This window comes from Leclercia sp. TB492, assembly GCF_049974505.2.
Classification (GTDB): domain Bacteria; phylum Pseudomonadota; class Gammaproteobacteria; order Enterobacterales; family Enterobacteriaceae; genus Enterobacter; species Enterobacter adecarboxylatus_C.
Genome location: NZ_CM127572.1, coordinates 710,699 through 735,489, shown reverse-complemented (window position 1 = coordinate 735,489; position 24,791 = coordinate 710,699). Strand labels below are relative to the sequence as shown.

At 49.7% G+C, this 24,791-nt stretch carries 25 protein-coding genes; 15 read left to right on the top strand and 10 right to left on the bottom strand.

Going from position 1 to position 24,791, the window contains the following annotated elements:
* Positions 1-505: 505 nt before the first annotated feature.
* The 4 genes from cra to leuO form a co-directional block, all read right to left on the bottom strand.
* Positions 506-1,510 (bottom strand): catabolite repressor/activator, encoded by a 1,005-nt coding sequence (cra, locus tag ACP4QI_RS03445; RefSeq protein WP_142488225.1) that lies wholly within the window; start codon positions 1,508-1,510, stop codon positions 506-508.
* Positions 1,511-1,689: 179 nt separating this feature from the next.
* The gene (gene ilvN, locus ACP4QI_RS03440) at positions 1,690-2,181 is read right to left on the bottom strand and encodes an acetolactate synthase small subunit (RefSeq protein ID WP_032616525.1); all 492 of its coding nucleotides are present in this window, start codon (positions 2,179-2,181) and stop codon (positions 1,690-1,692) included.
* A gap of 1 nt (position 2,182) precedes the next feature.
* Entirely contained in the window at positions 2,183-3,907 is a 1,725-nt protein-coding gene (ilvI, locus tag ACP4QI_RS03435) for an acetolactate synthase 3 large subunit (protein WP_142488224.1), read from the bottom strand.
* Between the two features lie 386 nt (positions 3,908-4,293).
* Positions 4,294-5,238, bottom strand: a complete 945-nt coding sequence (gene leuO / locus ACP4QI_RS03430) for a transcriptional regulator LeuO (protein ID WP_142488223.1) — start codon at positions 5,236-5,238, stop codon at positions 4,294-4,296.
* A gap of 635 nt (positions 5,239-5,873) precedes the next feature.
* Here leuO and leuL point away from each other — a divergent pair.
* From leuL to leuD, 5 genes are all read left to right on the top strand, one after another.
* The gene (leuL, locus tag ACP4QI_RS03425) at positions 5,874-5,960 is read left to right on the top strand and encodes a leu operon leader peptide (RefSeq protein WP_142490058.1); all 87 of its coding nucleotides are present in this window, start codon (positions 5,874-5,876) and stop codon (positions 5,958-5,960) included.
* A 93-nt stretch (positions 5,961-6,053) separates the two neighbouring features.
* Positions 6,054-7,625, top strand: a complete 1,572-nt coding sequence (gene leuA / locus ACP4QI_RS03420; RefSeq protein ID WP_142488222.1) for a 2-isopropylmalate synthase — start codon at positions 6,054-6,056, stop codon at positions 7,623-7,625.
* On the top strand, positions 7,625-8,716 hold the full coding sequence (leuB, locus tag ACP4QI_RS03415; protein WP_059308730.1) for a 3-isopropylmalate dehydrogenase: 1,092 nt from the start codon (positions 7,625-7,627) through the stop codon (positions 8,714-8,716). Before leuA ends, leuB begins: the two co-directional genes overlap by 1 nt.
* 2 nt (positions 8,717-8,718) lie before the next feature.
* On the top strand, positions 8,719-10,119 hold the full coding sequence (leuC, locus tag ACP4QI_RS03410) for a 3-isopropylmalate dehydratase large subunit (protein WP_142488220.1): 1,401 nt from the start codon (positions 8,719-8,721) through the stop codon (positions 10,117-10,119).
* Between the two features lie 10 nt (positions 10,120-10,129).
* A complete protein-coding gene (leuD, locus tag ACP4QI_RS03405; RefSeq protein ID WP_156262906.1) occupies positions 10,130-10,735 on the top strand; it encodes a 3-isopropylmalate dehydratase small subunit in 606 nt (201 codons plus the stop codon).
* Positions 10,736-10,824: 89 nt separating this feature from the next.
* Here leuD and ACP4QI_RS03400 read toward each other — a convergent pair whose 3' ends face one another.
* A complete protein-coding gene (locus ACP4QI_RS03400; RefSeq protein ID WP_142488218.1) occupies positions 10,825-10,977 on the bottom strand; it encodes a Hok/Gef family protein in 153 nt (50 codons plus the stop codon).
* Between the two features lie 452 nt (positions 10,978-11,429).
* Here ACP4QI_RS03400 and vapB point away from each other — a divergent pair, with 452 nt between their 5' ends.
* Both vapB and ACP4QI_RS03390 read left to right on the top strand, forming a co-directional pair.
* Positions 11,430-11,660 carry a type II toxin-antitoxin system VapB family antitoxin gene (gene vapB, locus ACP4QI_RS03395; protein WP_021314452.1) on the top strand — a complete coding sequence of 77 codons (231 nt, stop codon included), beginning with the start codon at positions 11,430-11,432 and terminating at the stop codon, positions 11,658-11,660.
* Positions 11,657-12,073, top strand: coding sequence for a PIN domain-containing protein (locus tag ACP4QI_RS03390; protein WP_021314451.1), 417 nt, complete (start codon positions 11,657-11,659; stop codon positions 12,071-12,073). Before vapB ends, ACP4QI_RS03390 begins: the two co-directional genes overlap by 4 nt.
* Positions 12,074-12,272: 199 nt before the next feature.
* Here ACP4QI_RS03390 and ACP4QI_RS03385 read toward each other — a convergent pair whose 3' ends face one another.
* The gene (locus tag ACP4QI_RS03385) at positions 12,273-13,058 is read right to left on the bottom strand and encodes an IclR family transcriptional regulator domain-containing protein (RefSeq protein ID WP_021314450.1); all 786 of its coding nucleotides are present in this window, start codon (positions 13,056-13,058) and stop codon (positions 12,273-12,275) included.
* A 149-nt stretch (positions 13,059-13,207) separates the two neighbouring features.
* Between ACP4QI_RS03385 and ACP4QI_RS03380 the strand changes: the two genes are divergently transcribed.
* Both ACP4QI_RS03380 and ACP4QI_RS03375 read left to right on the top strand, forming a co-directional pair.
* Positions 13,208-14,800: an MFS transporter gene (locus tag ACP4QI_RS03380; protein ID WP_337016896.1), complete on the top strand. Its 1,593-nt coding sequence runs from the start codon at positions 13,208-13,210 to the stop codon at positions 14,798-14,800.
* A gap of 10 nt (positions 14,801-14,810) precedes the next feature.
* The gene (locus ACP4QI_RS03375) at positions 14,811-15,839 is read left to right on the top strand and encodes an HlyD family secretion protein (protein ID WP_337016895.1); all 1,029 of its coding nucleotides are present in this window, start codon (positions 14,811-14,813) and stop codon (positions 15,837-15,839) included.
* Between the two features lie 253 nt (positions 15,840-16,092).
* Here ACP4QI_RS03375 and pdxR read toward each other — a convergent pair whose 3' ends face one another.
* Positions 16,093-17,472 carry a MocR-like pyridoxine biosynthesis transcription factor PdxR gene (gene pdxR / locus ACP4QI_RS03370; protein WP_426495548.1) on the bottom strand — a complete coding sequence of 460 codons (1,380 nt, stop codon included), beginning with the start codon at positions 17,470-17,472 and terminating at the stop codon, positions 16,093-16,095.
* 109 nt (positions 17,473-17,581) lie between these two features.
* Here pdxR and ACP4QI_RS03365 point away from each other — a divergent pair, with 109 nt between their 5' ends.
* Genes ACP4QI_RS03365 through ACP4QI_RS03355 form a run of 3 tightly spaced genes read left to right on the top strand, consistent with a single transcriptional unit; the run spans position 17,582 to position 19,119 of the window.
* The gene (locus ACP4QI_RS03365) at positions 17,582-18,007 is read left to right on the top strand and encodes a GNAT family N-acetyltransferase (protein ID WP_337016893.1); all 426 of its coding nucleotides are present in this window, start codon (positions 17,582-17,584) and stop codon (positions 18,005-18,007) included.
* A gap of 8 nt (positions 18,008-18,015) precedes the next feature.
* Positions 18,016-18,624, top strand: coding sequence for an NAD(P)H-dependent oxidoreductase (locus ACP4QI_RS03360; protein WP_021314445.1), 609 nt, complete (start codon positions 18,016-18,018; stop codon positions 18,622-18,624).
* 15 nt (positions 18,625-18,639) lie between these two features.
* The gene (locus ACP4QI_RS03355) at positions 18,640-19,119 is read left to right on the top strand and encodes a carboxymuconolactone decarboxylase family protein (protein ID WP_021314444.1); all 480 of its coding nucleotides are present in this window, start codon (positions 18,640-18,642) and stop codon (positions 19,117-19,119) included.
* Positions 19,120-19,365: 246 nt separating this feature from the next.
* Here the strand turns inward: ACP4QI_RS03355 and ACP4QI_RS03350 are convergent, their stop codons facing one another.
* Both ACP4QI_RS03350 and ACP4QI_RS03345 read right to left on the bottom strand, forming a co-directional pair.
* Positions 19,366-19,815, bottom strand: coding sequence for a carboxymuconolactone decarboxylase family protein (locus ACP4QI_RS03350; protein ID WP_021314443.1), 450 nt, complete (start codon positions 19,813-19,815; stop codon positions 19,366-19,368).
* Positions 19,816-20,395: 580 nt separating this feature from the next.
* Positions 20,396-21,295 (bottom strand): LysR family transcriptional regulator, encoded by a 900-nt coding sequence (locus ACP4QI_RS03345; protein ID WP_325937955.1) that lies wholly within the window; start codon positions 21,293-21,295, stop codon positions 20,396-20,398.
* 98 nt (positions 21,296-21,393) lie between these two features.
* Here ACP4QI_RS03345 and ACP4QI_RS03340 point away from each other — a divergent pair, with 98 nt between their 5' ends.
* From ACP4QI_RS03340 to ACP4QI_RS03330, 3 genes are all read left to right on the top strand, one after another.
* Positions 21,394-22,116, top strand: a complete 723-nt coding sequence (locus ACP4QI_RS03340; RefSeq protein ID WP_021314440.1) for an SDR family oxidoreductase — start codon at positions 21,394-21,396, stop codon at positions 22,114-22,116.
* Positions 22,117-22,355: 239 nt separating this feature from the next.
* Entirely contained in the window at positions 22,356-22,577 is a 222-nt protein-coding gene (locus ACP4QI_RS03335; RefSeq protein WP_021314439.1) for a hypothetical protein, read from the top strand.
* A 115-nt stretch (positions 22,578-22,692) separates the two neighbouring features.
* Entirely contained in the window at positions 22,693-22,938 is a 246-nt protein-coding gene (locus ACP4QI_RS03330; RefSeq protein WP_021314438.1) for an Atu4866 domain-containing protein, read from the top strand.
* Between the two features lie 435 nt (positions 22,939-23,373).
* Here ACP4QI_RS03330 and ACP4QI_RS03325 read toward each other — a convergent pair.
* A protein-coding gene (locus ACP4QI_RS03325) for an IS3 family transposase (RefSeq protein ID WP_426495547.1) occupies positions 23,374-24,743 on the bottom strand; the annotation gives its coding sequence in 2 pieces (ribosomal slippage) (positions 23,374-24,260 and positions 24,260-24,743; 1,371 coding nt in all).
* Between the last annotated feature and the right edge of the window lie 48 nt (positions 24,744-24,791).

The following is a 24,791-nucleotide window of genomic DNA, read 5'->3' as shown; positions in this document are numbered from 1 at the left end:
GCGACATCTGTCTAAATGTCACTGATTTACGAATGGAAGTTAACCCGACTATTAACTGCACAACTGGCGCGGCAAAATTAACGTGATGAATATTTGTGAGAAAAAACGCGAATATGCATACCCGTCTTAAAAACCACTCATATCATCGCAGGGAAATATAAAGTGTCAGTTTGCGACGCGGGCGGCATTTTAAGCCATATTGCGGGGGGATAACAGCGCCAGATTCACTGCGGGCGCGAACCCGCTGGCGGGCAGGGGTATGCTGACAAATCCTGAAGGAAAAATGGCTGATAATTCAGCACTGGCGTTCTGTTATGTAACAAAATAATACAATTCCCTGCACTTATGATAATAAAATAAACATGAAACGAAGTTTTAAACAGTAAAGGGAATTAAAAAGCGTAGCAGGCAAAGATTTTAAAGGAATTATCTTAAAAAGACTGTGGGAATTAATACGTTGATTGCGGATAAGAAATTCAGGGCAGCTTCCGCTGCCCTGACGTCATTACGCGCGGCTTAAGATTCCGCGACGATAAAGATTACGACGGATGCGCGTGAGCCCCGGTTTCGGCTTACGCGGCTCATCGAGGCTCGCCAGCACAATTTCCAGCACCCGCTCGGCCACGTCGCGATGACGCTGCGCAACGGCCAGCACCGGGCACTGCAGGAAATCGAGCAGCTCATGATCGCCAAAAGTGGCAATCGCCAGATCGGACGGCAGCTTGCCTTCACGACGCAGCGTCACGTCCATGACCCCCTGCAACAGCGCAAACGAGGTGGTGAACAGGGCCTGCGGCATCGGATGCGTCTCCAGCCACTTTTCGAACAGTTGGGCCGAGGCTTCACGCTCATAGCTGTTGGCATAGAGGTAGTCGACTTCACGAGGATCGTCTTTCCAGGCAGTGCGGAACCCCTGCTCGCGCAGGAAACTCACGGAGAGTTCAGGCAGTGCCCCCAGGTAAAGGACGTTTTCTGCCGGGAAAGTGCGCAGCTCTGCCGCCAGCATTTCAGCATCGTCCTGATCCGCACCCACCACGCTGGTGAAATGCTCGCGGTCTAACGCACGGTCGAGGGCGACAATCGGAAACGCATCATTGGCCCAACGCTGATAGAAAGGATGCTCAGGGGGTAACGAGGTAGAAACGATAATGGCATCAACCTGGCGTTGCAGCAGATGCTCAATGCAGCGCATCTCATTATCGGGCTGGTCTTCCGAACAGGCGATCAGCAGTTGATAGCCGCGCTGACGAGCCTGGCGCTCCAGGTAGTTTGCGATCCGGGTGTAGCTGGTGTTTTCCAGATCCGGGATCACCAGACCGATCGAACGGGTACGCCCGGCACGTAAACCGGCCGCGACGGCGTTCGGATGGTAGTTATGTTCTCGAACCACTGCCATGACTTTCTCAACGGTCTTATCGCTGACACGATACTGCTTCGCTTTACCGTTAATCACATAGCTTGCCGTCGTTCGCGACACACCGGCTAGCCTGGCGATTTCATCCAGTTTCACAATTGCCCCTTAAAAAAAAGAAAAGAGTCCATGACCTCGTCAGGGTTATGGCTAAATCTTGTAACATCTAAGCGCAGAATAGCCTGTCCGGCAACCGCTTTTGTCGGTACAGCGACATCGGCGCACAAAAAAAAGCCCGGTCATTCATACCGGGCAAGCTAGAGGCGAACCTTTTATGCTTAACGCATCACTTTGTCACCGCGGGAAAGTCCCACGACGCCTGAACGCGCCACTTCAACAATTTTGGCGACATCCCGCACCGAGGCGAGGAAGGCGTCCAGTTTATCGCTGGTGCCGGCCAGCTGAACGGTATAAATAGAGGGAGTGACGTCAATGATCTGCCCGCGGAAAATGTCCGCATTGCGTTTCACCTCTTCCCGCCCGTAACCGGTGGCCTGAATTTTTACCAGCATGATCTCACGTTCAACGTAAGCCCCCTGCCCCAGCTCGCTGACGCGTAACACATCAACCAGTTTGTGCAGTTGCTTTTCGATCTGCTCCAGCACCTTTGCATCCCCAACCGTCTGGATGGTCATGCGGGAGAGTGTGGGATCGTCCGTCGGGGCGACCGTCAGGCTTTCGATGTTATAGCCACGCTGTGCGAAGAGCCCAATTACGCGCGACAGCGCGCCGGACTCGTTTTCCAGTAATACAGATAATATCCGGCGCATATCAGGTTCTCTCCGTTTTGCTTAACCACATTTCATCCATACCGCCGCCGCGAATATGCATCGGATAGACATGCTCGGTGCCATCAACCACGACATCGACAAACACCAGGCGGTTATTGTTGACGTGCTCAAGGGCTTCGCTGAGCTTCGCTTCCAGCTGTGCCGGATCGCTGATGCGCATGCCAATATGTCCGTAGGCTTCGGCCAGACGGACAAAATCAGGCAGTGACTTCATATACGATTGTGAATGGCGGCCGGAATAGATCATGTCCTGCCACTGCTTCACCATGCCCAGATAACCGTTATTCAGGTTGAGCACCAGCACCGGCAGGTCGTACTGCAGTGCGGTGGAGAGTTCCTGAATATTCATCTGAATACTGCCATCGCCGGTCACGCAGACCACCGTTTCATTCGGTAACGCCAGCTTCACGCCAAGCGCGGCTGGCAGGCCAAAGCCCATGGTGCCGAGACCGCCGGAATTGATCCAACGGCGTGGCTTATCAAACGGGTAGTAAAGGGCAGCAAACATCTGGTGCTGACCCACATCCGAGGTCACGTACGCCTCGCCTTTTGTCAGTCGCCAGATGGTTTCAATTACCGCCTGTGGCTTGATGCTCTCGCTTTGGGTGTCATATTTCAGACACTGACGCGCGCGCCACTGCTCAATCTGCAGCCACCAGTCGCGGATCTCATCGAGCGGCTGAACATTGCTCTCCAGCGCCAGTAGCTCCAGCATCTGTTCCAGGACCTGACGCGCGTCGCCAACAATAGGCACATCTGCCGGGACGGTTTTGGAAATCGAGGTCGGATCGATGTCAATGTGCAGCACCGTGGCGTCAGGACAATACTTCGCCAGGTTGTTGGTTGTGCGATCGTCAAAGCGCACCCCTACGGCAAAAATGACGTCGGAATTGTGCATCGTCATATTGGCTTCGTAGGTGCCGTGCATGCCGAGCATGCCGAGCGCCTGACGGTGGGTGGCAGGAAAAGCGCCTAAGCCCATTAATGAAGAGGCCACCGGCAGATTCAGTTTTTCGATAAGCGCGCGCAGCTGCGTTTCACACTTCGCGTTCACCGCTCCGCCGCCGACATACACCACCGGTTTTTTAGCGGCGATAAGGGTTTGCAACGCGCGTTTGATCTGACCCTTATGCCCCTGAGTGGTGGGGTTGTAAGAGCGCATGCTGACCGACTCCGGCCAGACGTAAGGCAGTTTGTTAGCCGGATTGAGAATATCTTTAGGCAGGTCAACTACCACCGGACCCGGACGCCCGCTCGCGGCCAGCCAGAAGGCTTTCTTCAATACGCCCGGGATATCTTCTGTCTGTTTGACCAGAAAACTGTGTTTCACCACCGGACGGGAGATGCCGACCATATCGCACTCCTGAAAGGCATCGTAGCCAATCAGCGATGTCGCCACCTGACCGGAAAGCACCACCATCGGAATGGAGTCCATGTACGCAGTGGCGATACCCGTAATGGCGTTGGTCGCGCCTGGGCCAGATGTCACCAGCACCACGCCAACCTCCCCTGTCGCGCGCGCCAGTCCGTCGGCCATATGTACGGCAGCTTGCTCATGACGCACCAGAACGTGATCGATACCGCCAACGGTATGTAGCGCATCGTAAATATCGAGGACCGCGCCCCCGGGGTAACCGAACACTTGCTTCACGCCCTGATCGATTAACGATCGGACGACCATTTCGGCGCCAGATAACATCTCCATGATTAGCCTCCAGGCTTATCGTTTCAGACGGACAGGAGAAATATGCACTGAGCCGTCTTTTTTGTCAGGGTCACCCCTGGCGTTTTTTTATTGTGCAGAGTGACAGTTACCATAACCGCTCGCCGGAAGGCAGGCAATTAGCAAACCTGCGCGGGCACATAAACGCGAAAGAAGAATTATGAGGTATTAATATTTGTTATGGATAAATCAACTACGATAACGAAGAGCCGTGAGCATTCATCATTTAAAAAGGGAAAGGTGCAGTAATTCATGCAATTTTACGGCCCGGAAGCGGCAGTGAAAAAAACATCAACAGAATAAAATTTCAGTAATAAAAAGAAAGTCAGGATAAATAACAACAACCGTGCGATTTATCCTGAGGTTGATTAGCGGCGGCAGACGCTCACCAGCAGCTCTTCCATCCACTGATGGCCTTTATCGCGCCCGGCAGCTTCGTGCCAGGAGAGATAGCACGTACGCGAGTTAAGATTCAAAGGTAACGGTAATATCCGTAGATTCAGCGGCTCGGCAAATTCTTCCACTAGCCAGCGCGGCGCGATAGCAACCAGCTGCGTTTGCGAAACGATATTTAATACGCTGACCATTGCCATCCCCTGATACGCTACGCAGGCCTGTTTATCCGGAGTGTCGTACCACGGTTGGCTAAAGGAAGCGTAGCGATCGAGGGCGACAACGGCATGCTGTTCGCGATAAATATCGCTCTCCAGCAGTGTGCCATGCAGGCGTGGGTGTGTTTTGCTGGTTACCAGCACCATTTCATCTTTGAATAACGGCACGCAGGAAAATTCCGGCCGGCGGAACTCTTCATAACCAATGACAAACTCGGTTTCCTGATAACGCAGCTGATGTTCCGTATTCTGGTTAAGGGAAGACTTAAACACCAGGTGTATATTAGGTGCGACCTGTTCAACCTTATTATAAATAAGCGAGGTCAGGTAATTATCGAGAGGGCTGCAAACGCACAAATGGAAAATACGCTCGCTGCTGGAGGAATCAAACCCTGACCCCGGCAGTTCATTCTGCACGAGCTGCAAGGCCTGACGCACCGATGCAAACAGCTGAAATGCACGCGCCGTAGGCTGGATCCCGCGGCCATAGCGCACAAACAATTCATCGTTAAACATTACCTTGAGCCTGGCAACGGCATTACTGACGGCGGGCTGTGACATCCCCAGCGACTGGGCGGCGCGCGTGATATTTTGCTCCTGCATCACCGCATCAAATACCGTTAACAGATTCAGATCAACCGTACGGAGCTGTGGTTTTGCCCCATCGAATGCTGCCGGTTTTTCAATTTTTTCTTCAGACATATCCTGCTCCACTGTCACGCTAAACTCCCTTTACTCGTCAGCAACAATCATTTTTAAAAATATGATTTATCACGCATATAAAACAAGAAAAAGAGAAATGTTACAAATTAGGAATATATAAATACCCGTCAGCCGTGACAGGGGTACGGAATAAAATATAAAAACATGTTCAGATAAGGAAAAAGCATATCCACAAGCTAATAATTCGAATGAAACCATAAATCACACAAATAAACAACATGGTGTTTAGTTAAGGCTTATTTAAGTTTTAATGAAATATTAATAGCAACTTAATTTAAAACTTTAACACTTTATTATCACTAACATTACCTTCGCATACTTTATGCGCTTAGCATCAGGCTAAGATAATGAAAGTTAACGCATTCAAAAGGCCGCTCTATTGTTTCTAAAGTTTGAACAATTGCAATCAAGTATATTCAAATAATTCTGTCGATGTATTCAGCATCATCCTACAGACGAACAAAATTGTCAGAAAGGGAAAAACCAGCACAATAAGCTAATTTCGTGGATGGCGGTCGGAAGGGCAAATGACGGTTTTCACCTCACAGGGGTTGACATCAAACCCTGTATCCAGTACCACTAAAAGCATATCTTATTTATCTGGGGCATGATTCATGATTCGCAGCATTCGTTTCACCGGTCTACTACTACTAAACGCATCCACTGTGCGCGGTAGACTGGCGGGCGAAATTCAGCATTGAATCGTTCTCTGGTTAAGACAAAAAACCCGCGCCACTGCGCGGGTTTTTTTATGCTCGTAGCAAGGCGCCCAAATTCAGACAAGGACCTAACCCATGAGCCAGCAAGTCATTATTTTCGATACGACCTTACGTGATGGTGAACAGGCATTACAGGCAAGCCTGAGCGTGAAAGAGAAATTGCAGATTGCTCTGGCCCTTGAACGTATGGGCGTAGACGTAATGGAGGTAGGCTTCCCGGTCTCTTCTCCGGGTGATTTTGAATCCGTTCAGACCATTGCCCGTACCATCAAAAACAGCCGTGTATGCGCTCTGGCGCGCTGCGTCGAGAAAGACATTGATGTGGCGGCTGAGTCGCTGAAAGTTGCTGAAGCCTTCCGCATTCATACCTTTATTGCTACCTCGCCAATGCATATCGCCACCAAGCTGCGCAGTACGCTGGATGAGGTGATTGAGCGCTCCATCTATATGGTGAAACGCGCCCGTAACTATACCGACGACGTTGAGTTCTCCTGTGAAGACGCAGGCCGTACGCCGATTGAAGATTTGGCCCGCGTGGTTGAGGCGGCCATCCGTGCCGGCGCCACTACCATCAATATTCCTGACACCGTCGGCTACACCATGCCGTTCGAGTTCTCCAATATCATTTCCGGGCTGTATGAGCGCGTGCCGAACATTGATAAAGCGATTATCTCCGTTCACACCCATGACGATTTAGGCCTGGCGGTCGGTAACGCCATCGCGGCCGTCCATGCCGGCGCGCGTCAGGTTGAAGGCGCCATGAACGGTATCGGTGAGCGCGCAGGCAACTGTTCGCTGGAAGAAGTGATTATGGCGATCAAGGTACGCAAAGACATCATGAACGTGCAGACCCGCATTAATCACCACGAAATCTGGCGCACCAGCCAGACCGTCAGCCAAATCTGTAACATGCCGGTTCCTGCGAACAAAGCCATTGTCGGCACCGGCGCCTTCGCCCACTCCTCCGGTATCCACCAGGACGGCGTGCTGAAGAACCGCGAAAACTACGAGATCATGACCCCGGAATCCATCGGTCTGAACCAGGTGCAGTTGAACCTGACCTCCCGCTCTGGCCGTGCCGCGGTAAAACACCGCATGGAAGAGATGGGTTATAAAGAGACCGACTACAACATGGATCACCTCTACGACGCCTTCCTGAAGCTGGCCGATAAGAAAGGTCAGGTCTTCGATTACGATCTGGAAGCGCTGGCGTTTATCAACAAGCAGCAGGAAGAGCCAGAGCATTTCCGTCTGGACTACTTCAGCGTGCAGTCAGGTTCAAGCGATATCGCCACCGCCTCCGTCAAGCTGGCCTGTGGCGACGAGATCAAAGCCGAAGCCGCCAACGGCAACGGTCCAGTGGATGCCATCTACCAGGCGATTAACCGCGTTACCGAGTACGACGTTGAACTGGTGAAGTATGACCTGACGGCTAAGGGCCAGGGCAAAAACGCGCTGGGCCAGGTCGATATCGTGGTCAATTATAACGGCCGCCGCTTCCACGGCGTGGGCCTGGCGACCGATATTGTCGAGTCCTCCGCCAAAGCGATGGTTCACGTGCTGAACAATATCTGGCGCGCCGCTGAAGTGGAAAAAGAGTTGCAACGCAAGGCTCAGAATAAAGAGAACAATAAGGAAACCGTGTAATGTCGAAGAATTACCATATTGCTGTGTTACCGGGCGACGGAATTGGCCCCGAAGTTATGGCACAGGCGCTGAAGGTTCTGGAAGCTATCCGCACCCGTTTTGCGATGAAGATTACCACCAGCCACTACGATGTTGGCGGTATCGCAATTGATAATCACGGCACGCCGTTGCCACAGGCGACCGTGACCGGCTGTGAGAATGCCGACGCGGTGCTGTTTGGCTCCGTGGGTGGCCCGAAATGGGAACACCTGCCGCCGGCCGAACAGCCAGAGCGCGGCGCCCTGCTGCCGTTACGTAAACATTTCAAACTGTTCAGTAACCTGCGTCCGGCGAAGCTGTACCAGGGACTGGAAGAGTTCTGTCCGCTGCGCGCCGACATCGCGGCGAACGGTTTCGACATTCTGTGTGTCCGCGAGCTGACTGGCGGCATCTACTTTGGTCAGCCAAAAGGCCGCGAAGGCAGTGGTCAGCACGAAAAAGCCTTTGATACCGAGGTCTATCACCGTTTTGAGATCGAACGAATCGCCCGTATCGCGTTCGAATCTGCCCGCAAGCGCGGCCATAAAGTGACCTCGATCGATAAAGCGAACGTGCTGCAATCCTCGATCCTGTGGCGTGAAATCGTCAACGAAATCGCCCGGGAATACCCGGACGTGCAGCTGTCGCATATGTATATCGACAATGCCACCATGCAGCTGATTAAAGATCCGTCCCAGTTCGACGTGCTGCTGTGCTCCAACCTGTTCGGTGACATTCTCTCTGACGAATGCGCGATGATCACCGGCTCGATGGGGATGCTGCCATCCGCCAGCCTGAATGAAGAAGGGTTTGGCCTGTACGAACCGGCAGGCGGTTCAGCACCGGATATCGCGGGCAAGAACATTGCTAACCCGATCGCGCAGATCCTGTCCCTCGCGCTGTTGCTGCGCTACAGCCTGGATGCCAACGACGCGGCGACGGCGATTGAAAACGCCATCAACCGTGCGTTAGAAGAAGGCATTCGCACCGGTGATTTGGCCCGTGGCGCTGCTGCTGTTACTACCGATGAAATGGGTGACATCATCGCCCGCTATGTCGCTGAAGGGGTGTAATCATGGCGAAGACGTTGTATGAAAAGTTGTTTGATGCGCACGTAGTCTTCGAAGCGCCAAACGAAACCCCACTGCTCTATATTGACCGTCATCTGGTGCACGAAGTGACCTCACCGCAGGCGTTTGACGGCCTGCGCGCGCACCATCGCCCGGTGCGTCAGCCAGGCAAAACCTTTGCGACGATGGACCATAACGTCTCGACGCAGACCAAAGACATCAACGCCTCCGGTGAGATGGCGCGCATTCAGATGCAGGAGCTGATTAAGAACTGCAACGAATTTGGCGTTGAACTGTACGATCTGAATCACCCGTATCAGGGCATTGTCCACGTGATGGGCCCAGAGCAGGGCATCACCCTGCCGGGGATGACCATCGTCTGCGGTGACTCCCACACCGCTACCCACGGTGCCTTTGGTGCACTGGCGTTCGGGATCGGCACCTCAGAAGTAGAACACGTGCTGGCGACGCAGACCCTGAAGCAGGGCCGCGCGAAGACCATGAAAATTGAAGTTACTGGCCAGGCCGCACCGGGCATCACCGCCAAAGACATCGTGCTGGCGATCATCGGTAAAACCGGCAGCGCCGGCGGCACCGGCCATGTGGTGGAGTTCTGCGGCAGCGCGATCCAGGCCCTGAGCATGGAAGGTCGTATGACCCTCTGCAACATGGCCATTGAGATGGGCGCAAAAGCCGGTCTGGTTGCCCCGGACGAGATCACCTTCGCGTATGTGAAGGATCGTCTGCATGCCCCGAAAGGCCAGCACTACGACGATGCGGTCGCTTACTGGAAAACCCTGAAAACGGACGAAGGCGCGCAGTTTGACACCGTGGTGACCCTGCAGGCCGAAGCTATCGCGCCGCAGGTGACCTGGGGGACTAACCCGGGCCAGGTGATCTCCGTTAACGACAGTATTCCTGACCCGGCCTCGTTCGCCGATCCGGTTGAGCGCGCCAGCGCAGAGAAGGCGCTGGCCTATATGGGCCTGAAACCGGGCGTGCCTTTGACCGACGTGGCGATTGATAAAGTGTTTATCGGCTCCTGCACCAACTCACGTATCGAAGATTTGCGCGCGGCGGCAGAAGTGGCGAAAGGCCGTAAAGTGGCCCCGGGCGTGCAGGCGCTGGTGGTGCCAGGTTCCGGCCCGGTAAAAGCGCAGGCGGAGGCCGAAGGTCTGGATAAGATTTTCATTGAAGCAGGCTTTGAATGGCGTCTGCCAGGCTGCTCCATGTGTCTGGCCATGAATAACGATCGCCTGAATCCGGGCGAGCGTTGCGCCTCTACCAGCAACCGTAACTTTGAAGGTCGTCAGGGGCGCGGCGGGCGCACACACCTGGTCAGCCCGGCGATGGCCGCGGCAGCCGCAGTGACCGGCCATTTCGCCGATATTCGCAGCCTGAAATAAGGAGACCATCATGGCAGAGAAATTTACCCAACATACTGGCCTGGTGGTCCCTCTGGACGCGGCCAACGTCGATACCGACGCTATTATTCCGAAGCAGTTTTTACAGAAGGTCACCCGCACCGGTTTTGGCGCCCACTTGTTTAACGACTGGCGTTTTCTGGATGACAAAGGCGAAGTGCCGAATCCGGAGTTCGTGCTGAACTTCCCGGAATTCAAAGGCGCGTCGATCCTGCTGGCGCGGGAAAATTTCGGCTGCGGCTCATCCCGTGAGCATGCGCCCTGGGCCCTGACCGACTACGGTTTCAAAGTGGTGATTGCGCCGAGCTTTGCCGATATCTTCTATGGCAACAGCTTCAACAATCAGCTGCTGCCGGTGACCTTAAGCGATGAGCAGGTCGACGAGCTGTTTGCGCTGGTACAGAGCAACCCAGGGATTCGCTTTGTGGTGGATCTGGAAGCGCAGGAAGTGAAAGCCGGGGATAAAACCTATGGCTTTAACATCGATGCGTTCCGTCGCCACTGCATGATCAACGGTCTGGACAGCATCGGGCTGACGCTGCAGCACGAAGATGCCATTGCGGCCTACGAGAACAAGCAGCCGGCCTTTATGAGTTAAATTAATGGCCCGCGATGCGGGCCATTAAAAAGGTGCCTGAGCCAACCAACCACTCTGGAAAGGCGGGAAAACATCTCCCCGCCCTCGCCTTAACGTTTCACTTCGCAAGCTAACACTGCTGCCAGCTCTGTATGGTCCTGTCTGAATCGCAGCTCACACAGCGAGTCGCGAACCATCCAGGTGAAGATCAATAACGTCATACAGATCATCAACAAACCTAACAGCAGAGTACGTTTTGGCATTCCAGCCTCCTTATTGCTTTCCAGCGATGAAGAGGCTACCCTCATAGGGTCAAGTATGTTTGTTTGGGTAGCCTCACATTGTACTGACCCCCAAAAGTTGGACAGAATAATCGAGGCATCTCAGAAAGAGTCCATGGAATACATGGGCTCTTTTTTGTTTCCTGCAAAAGCTAAATAAATCCTTCCACAGCCAAATTATCCATTCAGCTGCTTCTTACTCCATGCATTTCCCTGACTCTGCAATTACCTGTACTGCACCAGTTAGTTGAGCAAGATCCGAATCTGGTTATTCAGATCTTAGGTGAAGAAAAGATTAATTGATGTATGTAGAGCATTTTTCCATGCACCGCATGTGCGCTTCTATCACTCCGAGGTAGTCACATCTATACATATGCCCAACATCTACCTATACTTTGCATATGCTTTAAGGCTAACCTATCAGGAGAAATACTATGAGAACCGTATCGATATTTAAAAACGGCAATAATCGTGCTATCCGTCTGCCCCGAGACCTGGATTTTGAGGGAGTGAGTGAACTGGAGATCGTCCGGGAAGGTGATAGCATCATCCTTCGTCCCGTTCGCCCAACATGGGGTTCGTTTACTCAGCTCGAAAAAGCCGATTCAGACTTTATGGCCGAGCGCGGTGATGTTGTCAGCGATGAAGGACGGTTTGACCTGTGATCAAGACCTATATGCTGGACACCAACATTTGCTCGTTCATCATGCGTGAGCAGCCGGAAGCTGTCATTAAACGGCTGGAGCAGGCAGTGCTGCGGAATCACCGCATCGTGGTTTCGGCCATTACTTATGCAGAGATGCGTTTCGGTGCGATCGGAAAGAAGGCATCTCCCCGCCACGGCCTGCTTGTCGAAGCTTTCTGCGCCCGCCTCGATGCAATCCTCGCCTGGGACCGCGCCGCGGTGGACGCAACCACGGAGATTAAAGCCGCGCTGACTGCGGCCGGGACGCCAATCGGTCCGAACGACATGGCGATTGCCGGGCATGCCATCGCCGCCGGTGCCGTACTGGTGACGAACAACGTGAGAGAGTTTGAGCGTGTGCCTGGCCTGATCCTGGAAGACTGGGCTAATTGACGGCAGAAAGAATCCTGAAAAATTGTAACGTCCGCTTTGTGCCAAAAGCGGAAGTAGCTAACAGTACTTAGTGTTGATCAACGGGAAGCTGGTCAACTCCATTACTAACTGATCGTTATATCTAATATTGGGGCAGGCCGGGCCGGACTGTGCAAGCTGCTTAACAAATTTCGTTGAGAACACTTATTCCTGTTGTTAGTTATTCTCCTACCGAAATTGTTCTTCCAATTTCATTAACTATCGCCTCCTTGCATTGCATGAGTTCTTTCCGATAAAAGGTTTCATGTTTATGGAAACGTGCCGCTGGAACTAATAATGAGATAGAAAAACGACCAAAAAGTGTGTCTAACGCTACTGCTATCGTGCAGACGCCCTCAAGAGTTTCACCCAGATCTATAGCCAGCCCATTAGCACGAACATCGGCGATCAGCTCCAGAAGCTGTGGAAGAGTTTTAACTGTCATTCCGGTTAGATCTTCATAGGCATCGCCTACCAGTATGCGGACATCTTCATCACTTTCCATAGCCAGTAACACCCGACCGCCGGAAGTACTGTAGAGCGGCAAATTAAGTCCAATACGAGGTACAACACGTAATTCACGGGATGCTACAACGTAATGGACGATTGCCAGCTGGGTACCACTGGCACGTGCCAGGGTCACTGTTTCATTAATATTGGCCGAAAGCTGCTCCAGGAAGGGACGTACAAGATCCACTACATCGCTGTGCACACTGGAAATAAGTTTGAGTAGTGCTGGTCCCAGACGCAGACCACCTACACCGCTGCTACGCACAAGTTGAGCACTGTCTAAGGCCGCGACAATACGCTGCACCGTTGAACGAGGGAGAGCAACCTCCTGCGCAATTTCCCCCAGACTCATGCCGCCAGGGTGTTTACCCAGCACATTCAAAATTGCAGCTGCGCGGGCGATAACCTGAATCCCGCCGGGTTTTTCATCCTCAAAGCTTGAAGCATTAACGGCCATATAGAGCTCCTTATTGTCCGGTGACGGGCAGCCTGTTACCTCAGTTCATGTATTAATTATCACATTGCAACGGACGCTCTCGCAATGTAAGATGCCACACTGTACCACAATACGGTACACCGTACCGATTTAATGCACGAGAACATTGTATGAATGCACAGCGTTCTACCCCACCCTCGACCCCTTTTACCTGGCGCCTTGCATTGGGGTTTGTGGGGGTACTGATTGCAGCCTTGACCTCTGGGCTTAATGGTCGGGTTATAGATATAGCGCTTGCAGATGTGCGTGCCGGAGTTGGCGTGACTTATGATCAAGCCAGTTGGTTCACATCTGCCTACCAGGCCGCGGAAGTAGTGGCGATGATGATCGCACCATGGTTTGCTGTGACTTTTTCGCTGCGTAAATTGGCTCTTGGTTGCGCTGGCGGTTTTATGGTTTGCGGCATACTTTTACCCTTACTACCGAACGCGCAGTTGTTTATTCTCTTGCGAACGATACAGGGCCTGTTTAGCGGCGCACTTCCTCCCTTACTCATGACTGTGGCGCTACGTTTTCTGCCACCATCTATAAAACTTTATGGACTGGGAGCTTATGCTCTGACTGCGACTTTTGGTCCAAATGTGGCACCTTCACTGGCGGCATTCTGGACAGATGAAGTGAGCTGGATGTTCATGTTCTGGCAAGTGGTCCCCGCCATTTTGATTTCGATGATATTTATTGGCTGGGGTTTGCCGCAGGACCCGATTTATCTCGACCGATTTAAACAGATCGACCTGTTCGGTATGCTTACCGGCTGTTCTGGTATGGCGTTTTTAATAATCGCCATCACTCAGGGTGGACGTCTGGACTGGTTTGAATCGCCGTTATTTAATTGTCTGTTATCCAGCGCCATCGTGTGCCTGGTGATTTTTCTGATTAATGAATGGTTTCATCCCCTCCCTTTGTTCAAATTACAGATGCTGGAGAGAAGTAACTTTTCATATGGCCTGATGGCGCTCGCTGTAGTATTGGTACTGGCGCTGGCTGGCTCGGCTTTGCCGTCCAATTTCTTTGGCAAAGTAGAGGGCTTTCGAACAGCGCAATTTGCGCCGCTGGCTTTGACCATTGGGCTCCCTCAGTTAATTATCACCCCACTTGTTGCCGCACTGCTTAGTCTGCGCTGGGTTGATTGTCGCTGGCTGATAGCTTTCGGGATTGCTCTGATGATTTTCGCCAGCCTGATGGGTATGCAGATAACCAGCGACTGGGCACGCCAGAATTTCTGGGCCATACAGGTTCTGCAGGCGATTGGATTACCGTCAATTATTTTACCGTTGCTTATGAGCGCAACCAGCGTTGTGGCTCCCCCGGAAGGACATTATGCCTCTGCTATGTTCAATACCGTACGGGGTTTTTCAAGCATCGCTGCTGGCGTTTTAGTGGAATGGTTTATAAACCACAGAGAACAATTTCATTCTAATGTTCTGGTCAATAACGTAGCCAACCGCCCATGGTTGATATCGACACCGGCCAGTGAGCAGGCCAGCAGTAACATCCCTTTATTACACGACGGCAGCATCAGCAACACCGAGAACATCGCGGGATTTATCACCTTATTGAAACATCAGGCAATTGTTCTGAGTCTGGGCGACAGCTATCTGCTGATGACTGGCTTTGCCGTCCTTCTGTTATTGCTCACCGTCTGGCTACCAAAACGTGTCTGGCCGCCCCAGACACGCTTTCAACCTGCCATGACAAAATAGAGGTGGTTAAATGAAATTTACTGTATCCAGAAGAACGATTCTGCTCAGCGGATCATTAATCCTGATGTTGACGATGATATTTTTCGTCTGGTCGACAATGCTGAAAAATGATACCCGTACCAATGATGCCTATGTAAATGCGGATTACACACTGGTAGCACCAAAAGTCTCGGGTTATATCAAAAATATCTATGTGGCAGATAACCAACGCGTTAAAGCAGGGCAAACACTGGCCATGCTGGATGACCGTGACTACAAAATAGCGCTTGAAATGGCGCAAGCTAATTTGCAGCTTAGTGAAGCAAAACACCTGAGCAGCCTTGCACAACTGGAGCAGCAACAATCCATTATTGCCCAGACAAAAGCGACCCTTTTAGCCAGTCAGGCGTCGGCGCAGTACGCCAGTCAGAACGCTGAACGTTTTAACAAGCTTTATCAAAGAGGTACCGTCGCTGCGGACGATCAACAAAAAGCCCATTCAACGCAGCGTTCTGCATCCGCAGTCGTTCGTCAGAACGAAGCTGCTCTGACCTCAGCAGAAAAACAGGTAGGCGTGTTGAGGGCTGCATTACGTCAGGCGGAAGCCGATGTTGCAGTCGCGCAGGCGAAAGTCAGTCAGGCGAGGCTTAATCTTTCTTATACGCGTATTGTTGCACCAGTCGATGGGATGGTAGGCCAGCGTTCGGTGCGCATCGGTGCCTACGTTAATGCAGGGACACGTCTGCTGGCCGTGGTTCCGCTACATCAAACTTACATCACTGCCAATTATCTTGAAACACAGCTGGCAAATGTTCAGCAGGGGCAGAAGGTCTTAATTAAAATTGATGCCATGCCTGGCAAAAAGTTTACTGGACATGTCGATAGTATCGCTCCTGCAACCGGCGCAACGTTTTCAGCCATCCAGCCAGACAATGCAACGGGTAACTTTACTAAAGTCGTCCAGCGTTTACCGGTGAAAATAGTGCTGGATGGTAATCAACCCGATGCAAAATTATTGCGCGTCGGGATGTCAGCCGTTCCTGAAATTGAGGTCCGCTAATATTCCAGATATACTTAAAAAACCGCTTTATTTTTGAACGCCTGGCTTATAACCGGTGTTCCCGTTATCTATACATAATTTCCTGTAGGAAATAAAGGGCACTGACACCAGGCTAACTTCATGTTACTAACGCATGTACCATCACGATCATATTTAGTCGACCCTCATTTACAGAGAGTGATCGACTAAATTTTTTTCAGGCAACAATACTGGTAAACAATAGGTTATTCTTCACGCCTGGCTATCAAAATACTTAATGCTGCATAAGCGCCAGTGTTTTTTCCTTAACCCGCTGCAAAATTTTCTTCGCCTCTTCGGTTGAACGAATATTGGTGTATCCAATGACTAATCCATAACGTTTTTGTGTCTGCGCATACCAGCTCGAGAGTGGCCGGACGTAAAGCTCGTGCTGTGTCCATAATGCAGCTAATGCAGTATCTTCAATGCCACGTTGCTGGAAGGCAACAATATGCATCCCGCCATCTGTAAGCTCAAATTCAAATAACCCTGGAAAGGTCGTTTCAATTGCTTCAAGCATCATGCGACGCCGCTGCTGGTAGAGTAAGCGCATCTTTTTTATATGCCGGTAGAACTGCCCTTCACTAAGGAATTGTGCAAGGATTTTTTGCGGTAGTAATGGCAGGCCCGTTTCAAGGATTTCGCCCAGTTCACTGAAACGGGCTACCGTCTCCTGTGGTATTACCATATAGCCGATACGCATAGCTGGCATTATCGTTTTACTAAACGTACCGGTATAAATAACCCGGTCATGCATATCGAGACTTTTCAACGCCGGGATTACTTTTCGTGTGTAATGAAACTCTCCGTCGTAATCATCTTCGATTATCCAGCTACTGTTTTGCTGTGCCCAGGCCAGCAGCTGATGCTTACGCGGTAATGAAAGGCTAACTGCGAGCGGACTTTGATGAGTGGGTGTAACGATAGCGAAGCGTGCATCATTGTGATAGCGCTGAAGAAAATCAACATCCATGCCCTGCCGATCAACAGGTATATAGTGCAGATTGGATGCCATTCGCTTCAATAATTGCTGACCATAAAAGTAGCCAGGATCTTCAAACAGCACTTTATCGTCAGGCTGTGCAAGCACCGACAGAATTAACCGTAAGTTGGCCCGATAGCCGCTGGTAACAAAGATTTGCTCCGGTCGGCAATTCAGTCCTCTTGAAATATTGAGATAACTTGAAATGGCCTCACGTAGCGGCTGAAAGCCCATTACCGGGGGCATGAGCATTTCTTCTGGACGAAGACTTCGCGCCGCTTTTCCCGATATTAGTAACCATTTTTTATGGGGAAATTCATCCAGGGCAGGGATTCCGAGCCTCAGATCACCCTTCCTTTCAGTAACCTGAGGATTAAGTGAACAAGACGATACAGCGTTGTCTGCGCTGACCGTTGAAGTCAGCCTGAGCTCCGGATTTATATAGGTCCCCTTTGCCCCCAGACTCACGAAATAGCCTTCTCCAATAAGAATTTCATACGCGGTTTCTACCGTTTTTCGCGCTACCTGCAACTCGCTTGCTAGCGAACGAATCGAGGGAACGCGCGCTCCCGGTTTCAGAAGACCATCCTGAATCTGCTGACGATAGCGGGCATAAATCTCTTTGTACCCCATTAAATGCACCTTTAGATGTCCTACCAATTAAGTCCAATAATGGCCCTTTTTAACAAGACATACAAGATTAAGATATGGCTATTAACTAAGCCACTCAATATGAGGCGTCATGAAGATTGAACATTACGACACCGCTACTGACCTTGCCCATTGCTTTGCGCTGATGCGGGAACTACGCAGCAAACTGACGAATGAGAAACAATTTATCGCCCAGGTACAGCGCCAGCAGGCGCAAGGCTATCGGCTTGCAGGACTGGAGCAGGATGGCAAACCAATAGCGCTGGCCGGTTATCGACTGCTCGAAAATTTTATTCACGGGCAATTCTGTTACGTCGACGATCTGGTAACAGTGAGCGAGGCTCGCGGTCAGGGCATGGGTGCAACGCTGTTGAATCACTTAGCGGTAATCGCACGTGAATACGGTTGTGGTCAGATGGTCCTTGATACCGCAATTAGTAATTCAGGAGCCCAGACATTTTATCAGCGTGTCGGATACACCACCCTCGGCCTGCACTTTTATCGCGATCTCACCTGAGGAAAAAAATGATGAAACTGCTTCACATTAAAGTCAGTCCGGATTTATCAGGATCGGCATCCCGCGCGGCGTCTGAACGCCTGGTAGAAAAATTACGCGCGCATCATGCCGAGCTTGAAGAATCAGTTCTGGACCTGGCTCAACGGCCGCTACCACATCTTGATGCATTTACCATTGCTGCTTTTTTTACCCCACCAGACCTACGCAGTGAAGCTCAGCTCACCGCTATTAAGACTTCGGAACAACTGGTAGATCAGCTTTTTGATTGTGACACACTGGTTATCTCATCACCGATGTGGAACCTCGGCCTGCCTTCCGTGCTGAAGGCCTGGTTCGATCATATAACCCGCGCCGGACGAACTTTCGCCTTTACGCCAGAGGGCAAAAAAATAGGGCTAGTCAGCGGCAAAAAAGTGTATTGCGTTGTCGCCAGCGGCAGCGTATTTGCCCACGGTCCATTTGTAGCAGATGACCAGTTCACGCCCTACATTCGCGTAGCGCTTGAATATATTGGCATTACCGACGTGCAATTTATTCGGGTAGACGGCACGCATGACCCCGTCGCTCGTACTACAGCGTTACCTCATGCACTGCAAACCATTGATCGTTTATTTTAAAAAGAGGATTACAATATGTCGTCACGTGTGAATCATTTTAAAACCATTCCTGCACTGGCTAAAACACTTGCCGATGCTTCTATGGCATTAGGAAAAATCTCACTGGATAAAAAACTTAAGCACTTAGTGGATATCCGTGCCTCACAGCTGAATCATTGTGCGTTTTGTCTGGATATGCATGTTAAAGAAGCAAAAATGCATGGGGAGCGTGAACTGCGTCTTTATCACGTTGCAATCTGGCGGGAATCGCCATTGTTCAGCGCCAAAGAGAAAGCTGCTCTTGCACTGACTGAAGCGTTGACACACATTGGTGATAATGGTGTAAGCGAAGCGCTTTACAGCGAATTGCGCGAACATTTCTCTGAAGTGGAAGTATCAGAGTTAACATTCACCATTGCTGTAATCAACGCCTGGAATCGTCTCCAGATTTTATCACAGATGGCACCAGGATCGATGGATAGCGCTTACGGTCTGGATCGTGCTGAATTACATTAATAAATGTCCGTCAACAACACTTCTTGTTGGCGGCTTTATTTTTTAATTATAAGCTTACATATGTTGTAATAATCGCACACGAATAGTATTCATAGTGTATTTTTAGCCTAATATTATACATTCTTAAAAGAATATTAAGATCGATTATATTCATCGTTAGCTGTTAAAAAAGTAAAAACCGCCTTTCGGCGGTTTTTACTTTGGGGGAAATGAGTAACCAATCGCGAGAAGAAAACGAATGGTAATTTATGCCCTGGCCAGCGGCTTCATTCGAAAGCTGACGCCCATACGATTAAGTGCATTCATGGTTGCAATAACGATGGTCAAATCGACCAAATCTTTTTCACCAAATACTGAAAGTGCTGCAGAATACGCTTCATCCGAAGCATGTGTCTCACTTACTCGGGTAACTTCTTCAGCCCATGCCAGTGCCGCTTGCTCCAGATCCGAGAATAAATATGTAGCCTCCTCCCATACGGGAATCAAAACTATTTTCTCTACCGACATGCCACACTTCATAAGATCGCGGGTGTGAATATCAATACAATGCGCGCAGCCATTAATCTGAGATACTCTTAAAAAAACCAAATGTATTAACTCTTCCGGGAGATTTGTTCCTGTTGTGGCGAAATGATGCAGAGTTCCCAGTGCCTTTGAGCCTTCTGCAGATACCTGGAACCAATTTGGACGTTTCATTTGCTTTCCTTTAGAAAGTGTTATTTGATTGATTTATCTACGGAAATATGCCTCGCCTTCTTAAGAAGGGTTACTGATGGATACTTCAGTGTTAAGTCATCATAATCAAAATTGACATATAAAAAAGACACAAAGGAGAGGAAAACGCGTAGGACATGATAAAAATGGAATACCATGAAACTAATATGGGTTTAACTTTGATTCAACAATGATGATTGTTTGAATGGCCAGTTTTAGTCTTTATGCAGAAATGGCACCTGAGGATGTGACTTAGTGAAGGCCTTCATCATTATGGTAAAAAAGGTGGAGGATACATTGTCGGAACATTCTTTCTTCTGGCTGAACTGACGATTACTAGCAGGTTTAAGCCTGGCTATCCCAAACGACAATCGACGTTCCCAGGGAAGAAATGTTTAATTCATATGTAATGAAATTCGTTCTGCACGTCTACCTCTCGCTCATTGCCGACCTTCAACTCAACTGCCTTGTCCGCTTCGTGCCAGAAGCGGACATAACATATAACTAAATGAGTCAGTCCTCAGAAAATTGGTTTACGTTACAAAGTATTTAGCGCTTACCATTAAGCATACGGTTGCCGCCATTGCCTGACATGTTCGATCAGGGCGCGTAGTTTTGGCGCTATATTCCGGCGTTGAGGAAAATACAGATAAAAGCCAGGAAAATAGGGAAGAAAATCATCAAGCATTGAAACAAGTTGACCATTTTCAATATACGGCCTGAATGTTTCCTCAGGGGCAAATGTTATACCTCCACCGGCAAGAGCCAGCCTCAGCATGAGACGCAGGTCATTAGTTGTTATTCGCGGTTCTACCGCCACGTCGAAAGCTCTCCCGTTCTCCTCAAATTCCCAGCGATAAGGAGCAACATCCGGGGAAGGACGCCAGCCGATACACTGATGATATACAAGCTCACGCGGATGAAGAGGGGCGCTACTAGCAGTGAGATAGGATGGGGACGCAACCACCATTTCACGTTGCTTTTCTGTAAGCGGGACGGCAATCATATCCTTCTCGATCACATCTCCGAGCCTTACCCCAGCATCATAACCAGCGGCCACAATATCAAATTCCTCATCTGTCACGACAATATCGATCGTCACGGCTGGATTAGCAGCCGCAAACGAGGCGATCAGCGGACCTGAAAGAAACTCTTCAGCTATGGAGGTCACCGCGATCCTCAGAAGTCCACGTGGCGTGCTGTCGGATGCAATATCTTCGAACGCAGCTTCAATGCTGGATAAAGATAATGACAGGGATGTACGCAGTCGTTCTCCCGCTTCAGTCAGGTTTACTGAACGTGTTGTCCGCATTACCAGCATTGTGCCGAAAGTATCCTCAAGCCGCCGTATTCCCTGACTAACCGCCGAGCGCGTAACCCCCAGCCGGGCTGCGGCTATGGTGAAATTACGCTCTTCAGCAACCGCGATAAAAATAGGTAAAAGATTGAGATCAATTTTCATTGTTTAATTCTGCTAACCACTGAGTCCAGTAAAAGCAGGATACTGGAACTAATCATAAAGTTCTATCATCTCTCTGAACTCAACTGAAGGAGCACATCATGGATAAAGTTATATTAATTACCGGCGCGTCAAGTGGCATTGGGGAAGGCATTGCCAGAGAGCTTGGAAAGGCAGGTGCGAAAGTGCTATTAGGGGCGCGCAGACTGGATCGTATCGAAGCCATTGCAGCAGAAATCCGCAGCGCCGACGGTATGGCTGAAGCGCGTGAGCTGGATGTCACAAATAGACTGTCCATGGCTCATTTCGTGCAGTCAGCGCTTGATAACTGGGGGCGTGTTGACGTTCTGATTAACAATGCGGGCATCATGCCACTTTCACCGCTTGCGGCCGGCAAACAGGATGAATGGGAACGTACGATTGACGTTAACATCAAGGGCGTGCTGTGGGGAATTGGGGCTGTGCTTCCAGTGATGGAAGCTCAGGGTTCTGGTCAGATAATTAACCTTGGCTCTATCGGTGCCCTTTCAGTTGTGCCTACAGCTGCCGTCTATTGCGCCTCTAAGTTCGCAGTACGCGCTATTTCCGATGGTTTACGACAGGAAAGCTCGAAAATCCGCGTGACCTGCGTTAATCCCGGCGTTGTAGAAAGTGAACTCGCCTCAACCATCACCCATGCGGAAACCATGGCGGTGATGGATGCATACCGTTCTGTTGCACTTAAACCCGCTGATATTGCCCGTGCCGTACGACATGTCATTGAGGCTCCGGAAAGCGTTGATACAACAGAAATAACCATCAGACCGACAGCATCCGCAAACTAAAGCGTATGACAGCGGGATGAAGTAAATCTCTGCAATCATTATTTATTTAATGCCTCTGGAACAAGAACTGCTGATGAAATGATAACTTGCATGACAATTGTTAATTCATTACGTCATTCTTAACCGACAGCAAGACTGTATTAATTACAGAAGCCAAGCTGGCACAGGGAATAAATTTAAATTATATTATTCCCTTTTTTTTTAAAAATCATCTCTTATCTATTAACAGGAAAATCACCATGAATATTATCCATCGCTTGACTGCAGCAACATTTCTGTCTTTATTATCTTTCAGCCCTATGGCCCAGATTGTTACGGCAGTAGATTCAACCATTGAGGGTGCTGAGGAAAAAATTTCCACACAGGCATCTAAAGAGGGGAAATCATATGAAATTCTTGGAGCCTCTTTTAAAAACAGGGTTTATATGACGGCAGAGTTAACCCCTGTTAATAAAAAATAATACGCTCATATTCGCCGGTAATTTCTCTTAACCGGCATTACTCAAAATGAGTCGTGATTTCACATACCAATACGATAGTTTATCTCTAACAAATATACATGACATCAGGAACCATATGAAAGAACAGCATACTTATACAGGCCTCTGGATTACCAAAGATGGATTCATTTGCCATGAGCTATTACCTAATGGGCGTTACGATGAAGCACGTGGCACAAAACCTCATGCTTATCAGGGCGACTACGACATTCGTGAAAACAGGATCTACTATCAGGACGATACCGGTTTTACAGCTGATGGTACTTTTGTCAGTAATGACGAACTTCATCACGCGGGTATGGTGCTTTTCCGGTATAAATAAATAGTGCACTACCTATAGAAATTAGCAAGATAAAGCCTTGATCATCAAAAGGCACTTTGTCGACTAATAATTATTATTACTTTGCCAATGAATTGCCTGTCAAAAAGCGATAATTTTTAAAGGTGTTCAATGACAATATAGATACTTATTTATAATTCTTAAATTAACGTTATAGTAATTACTCAAGGCTGTAAAAGTTATCTCCGTAGCAGGATTTATTGCGCTCCTACACCTAGGAGGCGTTATACCTCATAGTCAGGCAGTGTCCGCTTCTCGCTCATAGCGGACATATACCCCATTCATGTCAGCCGTTGTGCAGGCTTAAGAACTGGATGGCTTCTTTAACACCATCATCAGAAATATAAATAGCCTGCGCAAGTTGATTACGCCTTGTCATCAGTTACTTTATGGTGCTTATTAACGAAAATCACCATGTCAAATTCGTAGCGGGTAGGTCTTCAGGCGGTATTCAACCGGGCTGAGGCCGTTAAATTTCAGGCTTATTCGCCGCGTGTTGTAGTACCGAATGTAATCCTCAAGAACGACCTTAAGTTCGTCGACATCGTTAAATTTACGGGTGTAAAAGCATTCTGATTTTAACGTCCCGAAAAAGCACTCAGCGCAGGCATTATCCAGACAATTCCCTTTGCGGGACATACTTTGCAGAACTCCGAACTTCCGCAACTGATACTGATACCACCGATGCCGGTATTGCCAGCCCTGATCTGAGTGAAGAACTGGCGTGCTGTCTGCGTCCATTCTGGCGAATGCCTTAATCAACATATCGTCAATCATCGGCATTGTCGGGCGTTCTGAAATACTGTAGGAAATCACTTCGTTATTGAAGAGATCGATGATTGGAGAAAGATAAAGTTTACGGCCGTTGACAGCGAACTCCGTGACGTCTGTTACCCATTTTTCATTGGGCCGGCTGGCTTTGAAGTTTCGTTGCAGGAGATTGTCAGCAGCACACCCACGTTCGCCACGCCAGGAGGTGTAGCGCTTTACTTTGATAGCTGCTTTTAGGTCAAGGCCATTCATCAGGCGTTGAACCACCTTATGGTTGATTACTCCCCCCTCTCTTCTGAGCGCCAGCGTTACCCGTCGATAGCCATAGCGGCCCTGGTTTTCATCATATATCTCGCTGATTCGACGATTTATTTCATCGTATTTTCCCGGAGACCGAAGCGCCTTGAGATGATAGTAAAACGTGCTCCGGGATATCCGGGCGGTACTCAGCAGCTGATCAAGCGGGTAATGTTGCCTTAGTTCGTCAACAACACGAACTTTATCTCTTACCGAACTAAGGCTTTCAGCTTTTGAAGATAAAGTATCTGTAATTCAAGACGTTTGACCTTCCTTTCCAGCTCATGAATCCGTTGCTCTTTTGATCGTTCCTCTGCTGCTTCAATAAGTTCAGGGTGTTCAGCCATGTAAGATACCCTTTTTGTGCCTACCTTGAGTGAGCGAAGCCCTTCTTCACCCTGCTCTTTGTACACTTTTAACCATTTGGCGACAGATGATGCACCTGCAACATTGAATTTAGTCGCGGCCTGTGTCTGAGATATCTGACCGGATAGCACCGCTTTCACAGCTTCAATTCTGATTTCAGGATCGATGGATACGCCCTTATCTCTGGGTTTTAGTCCCTCTTCACCATAAGCATCATAGGCTGCAACCCAGATTCTCACCTGGGTTCTGGGAACGTTGAAACGGGCTGAAGTTAACCGATAGCCTTCATCGCTAGCAAGATAGTGCATAACGACTTCGAGGCGTTCTTCGAGGGTATATTTACGTCCGGGCATGGGACTCTCCAGTTTGAGAGTCCAACTAAATGGGTGCAGTGCACATCA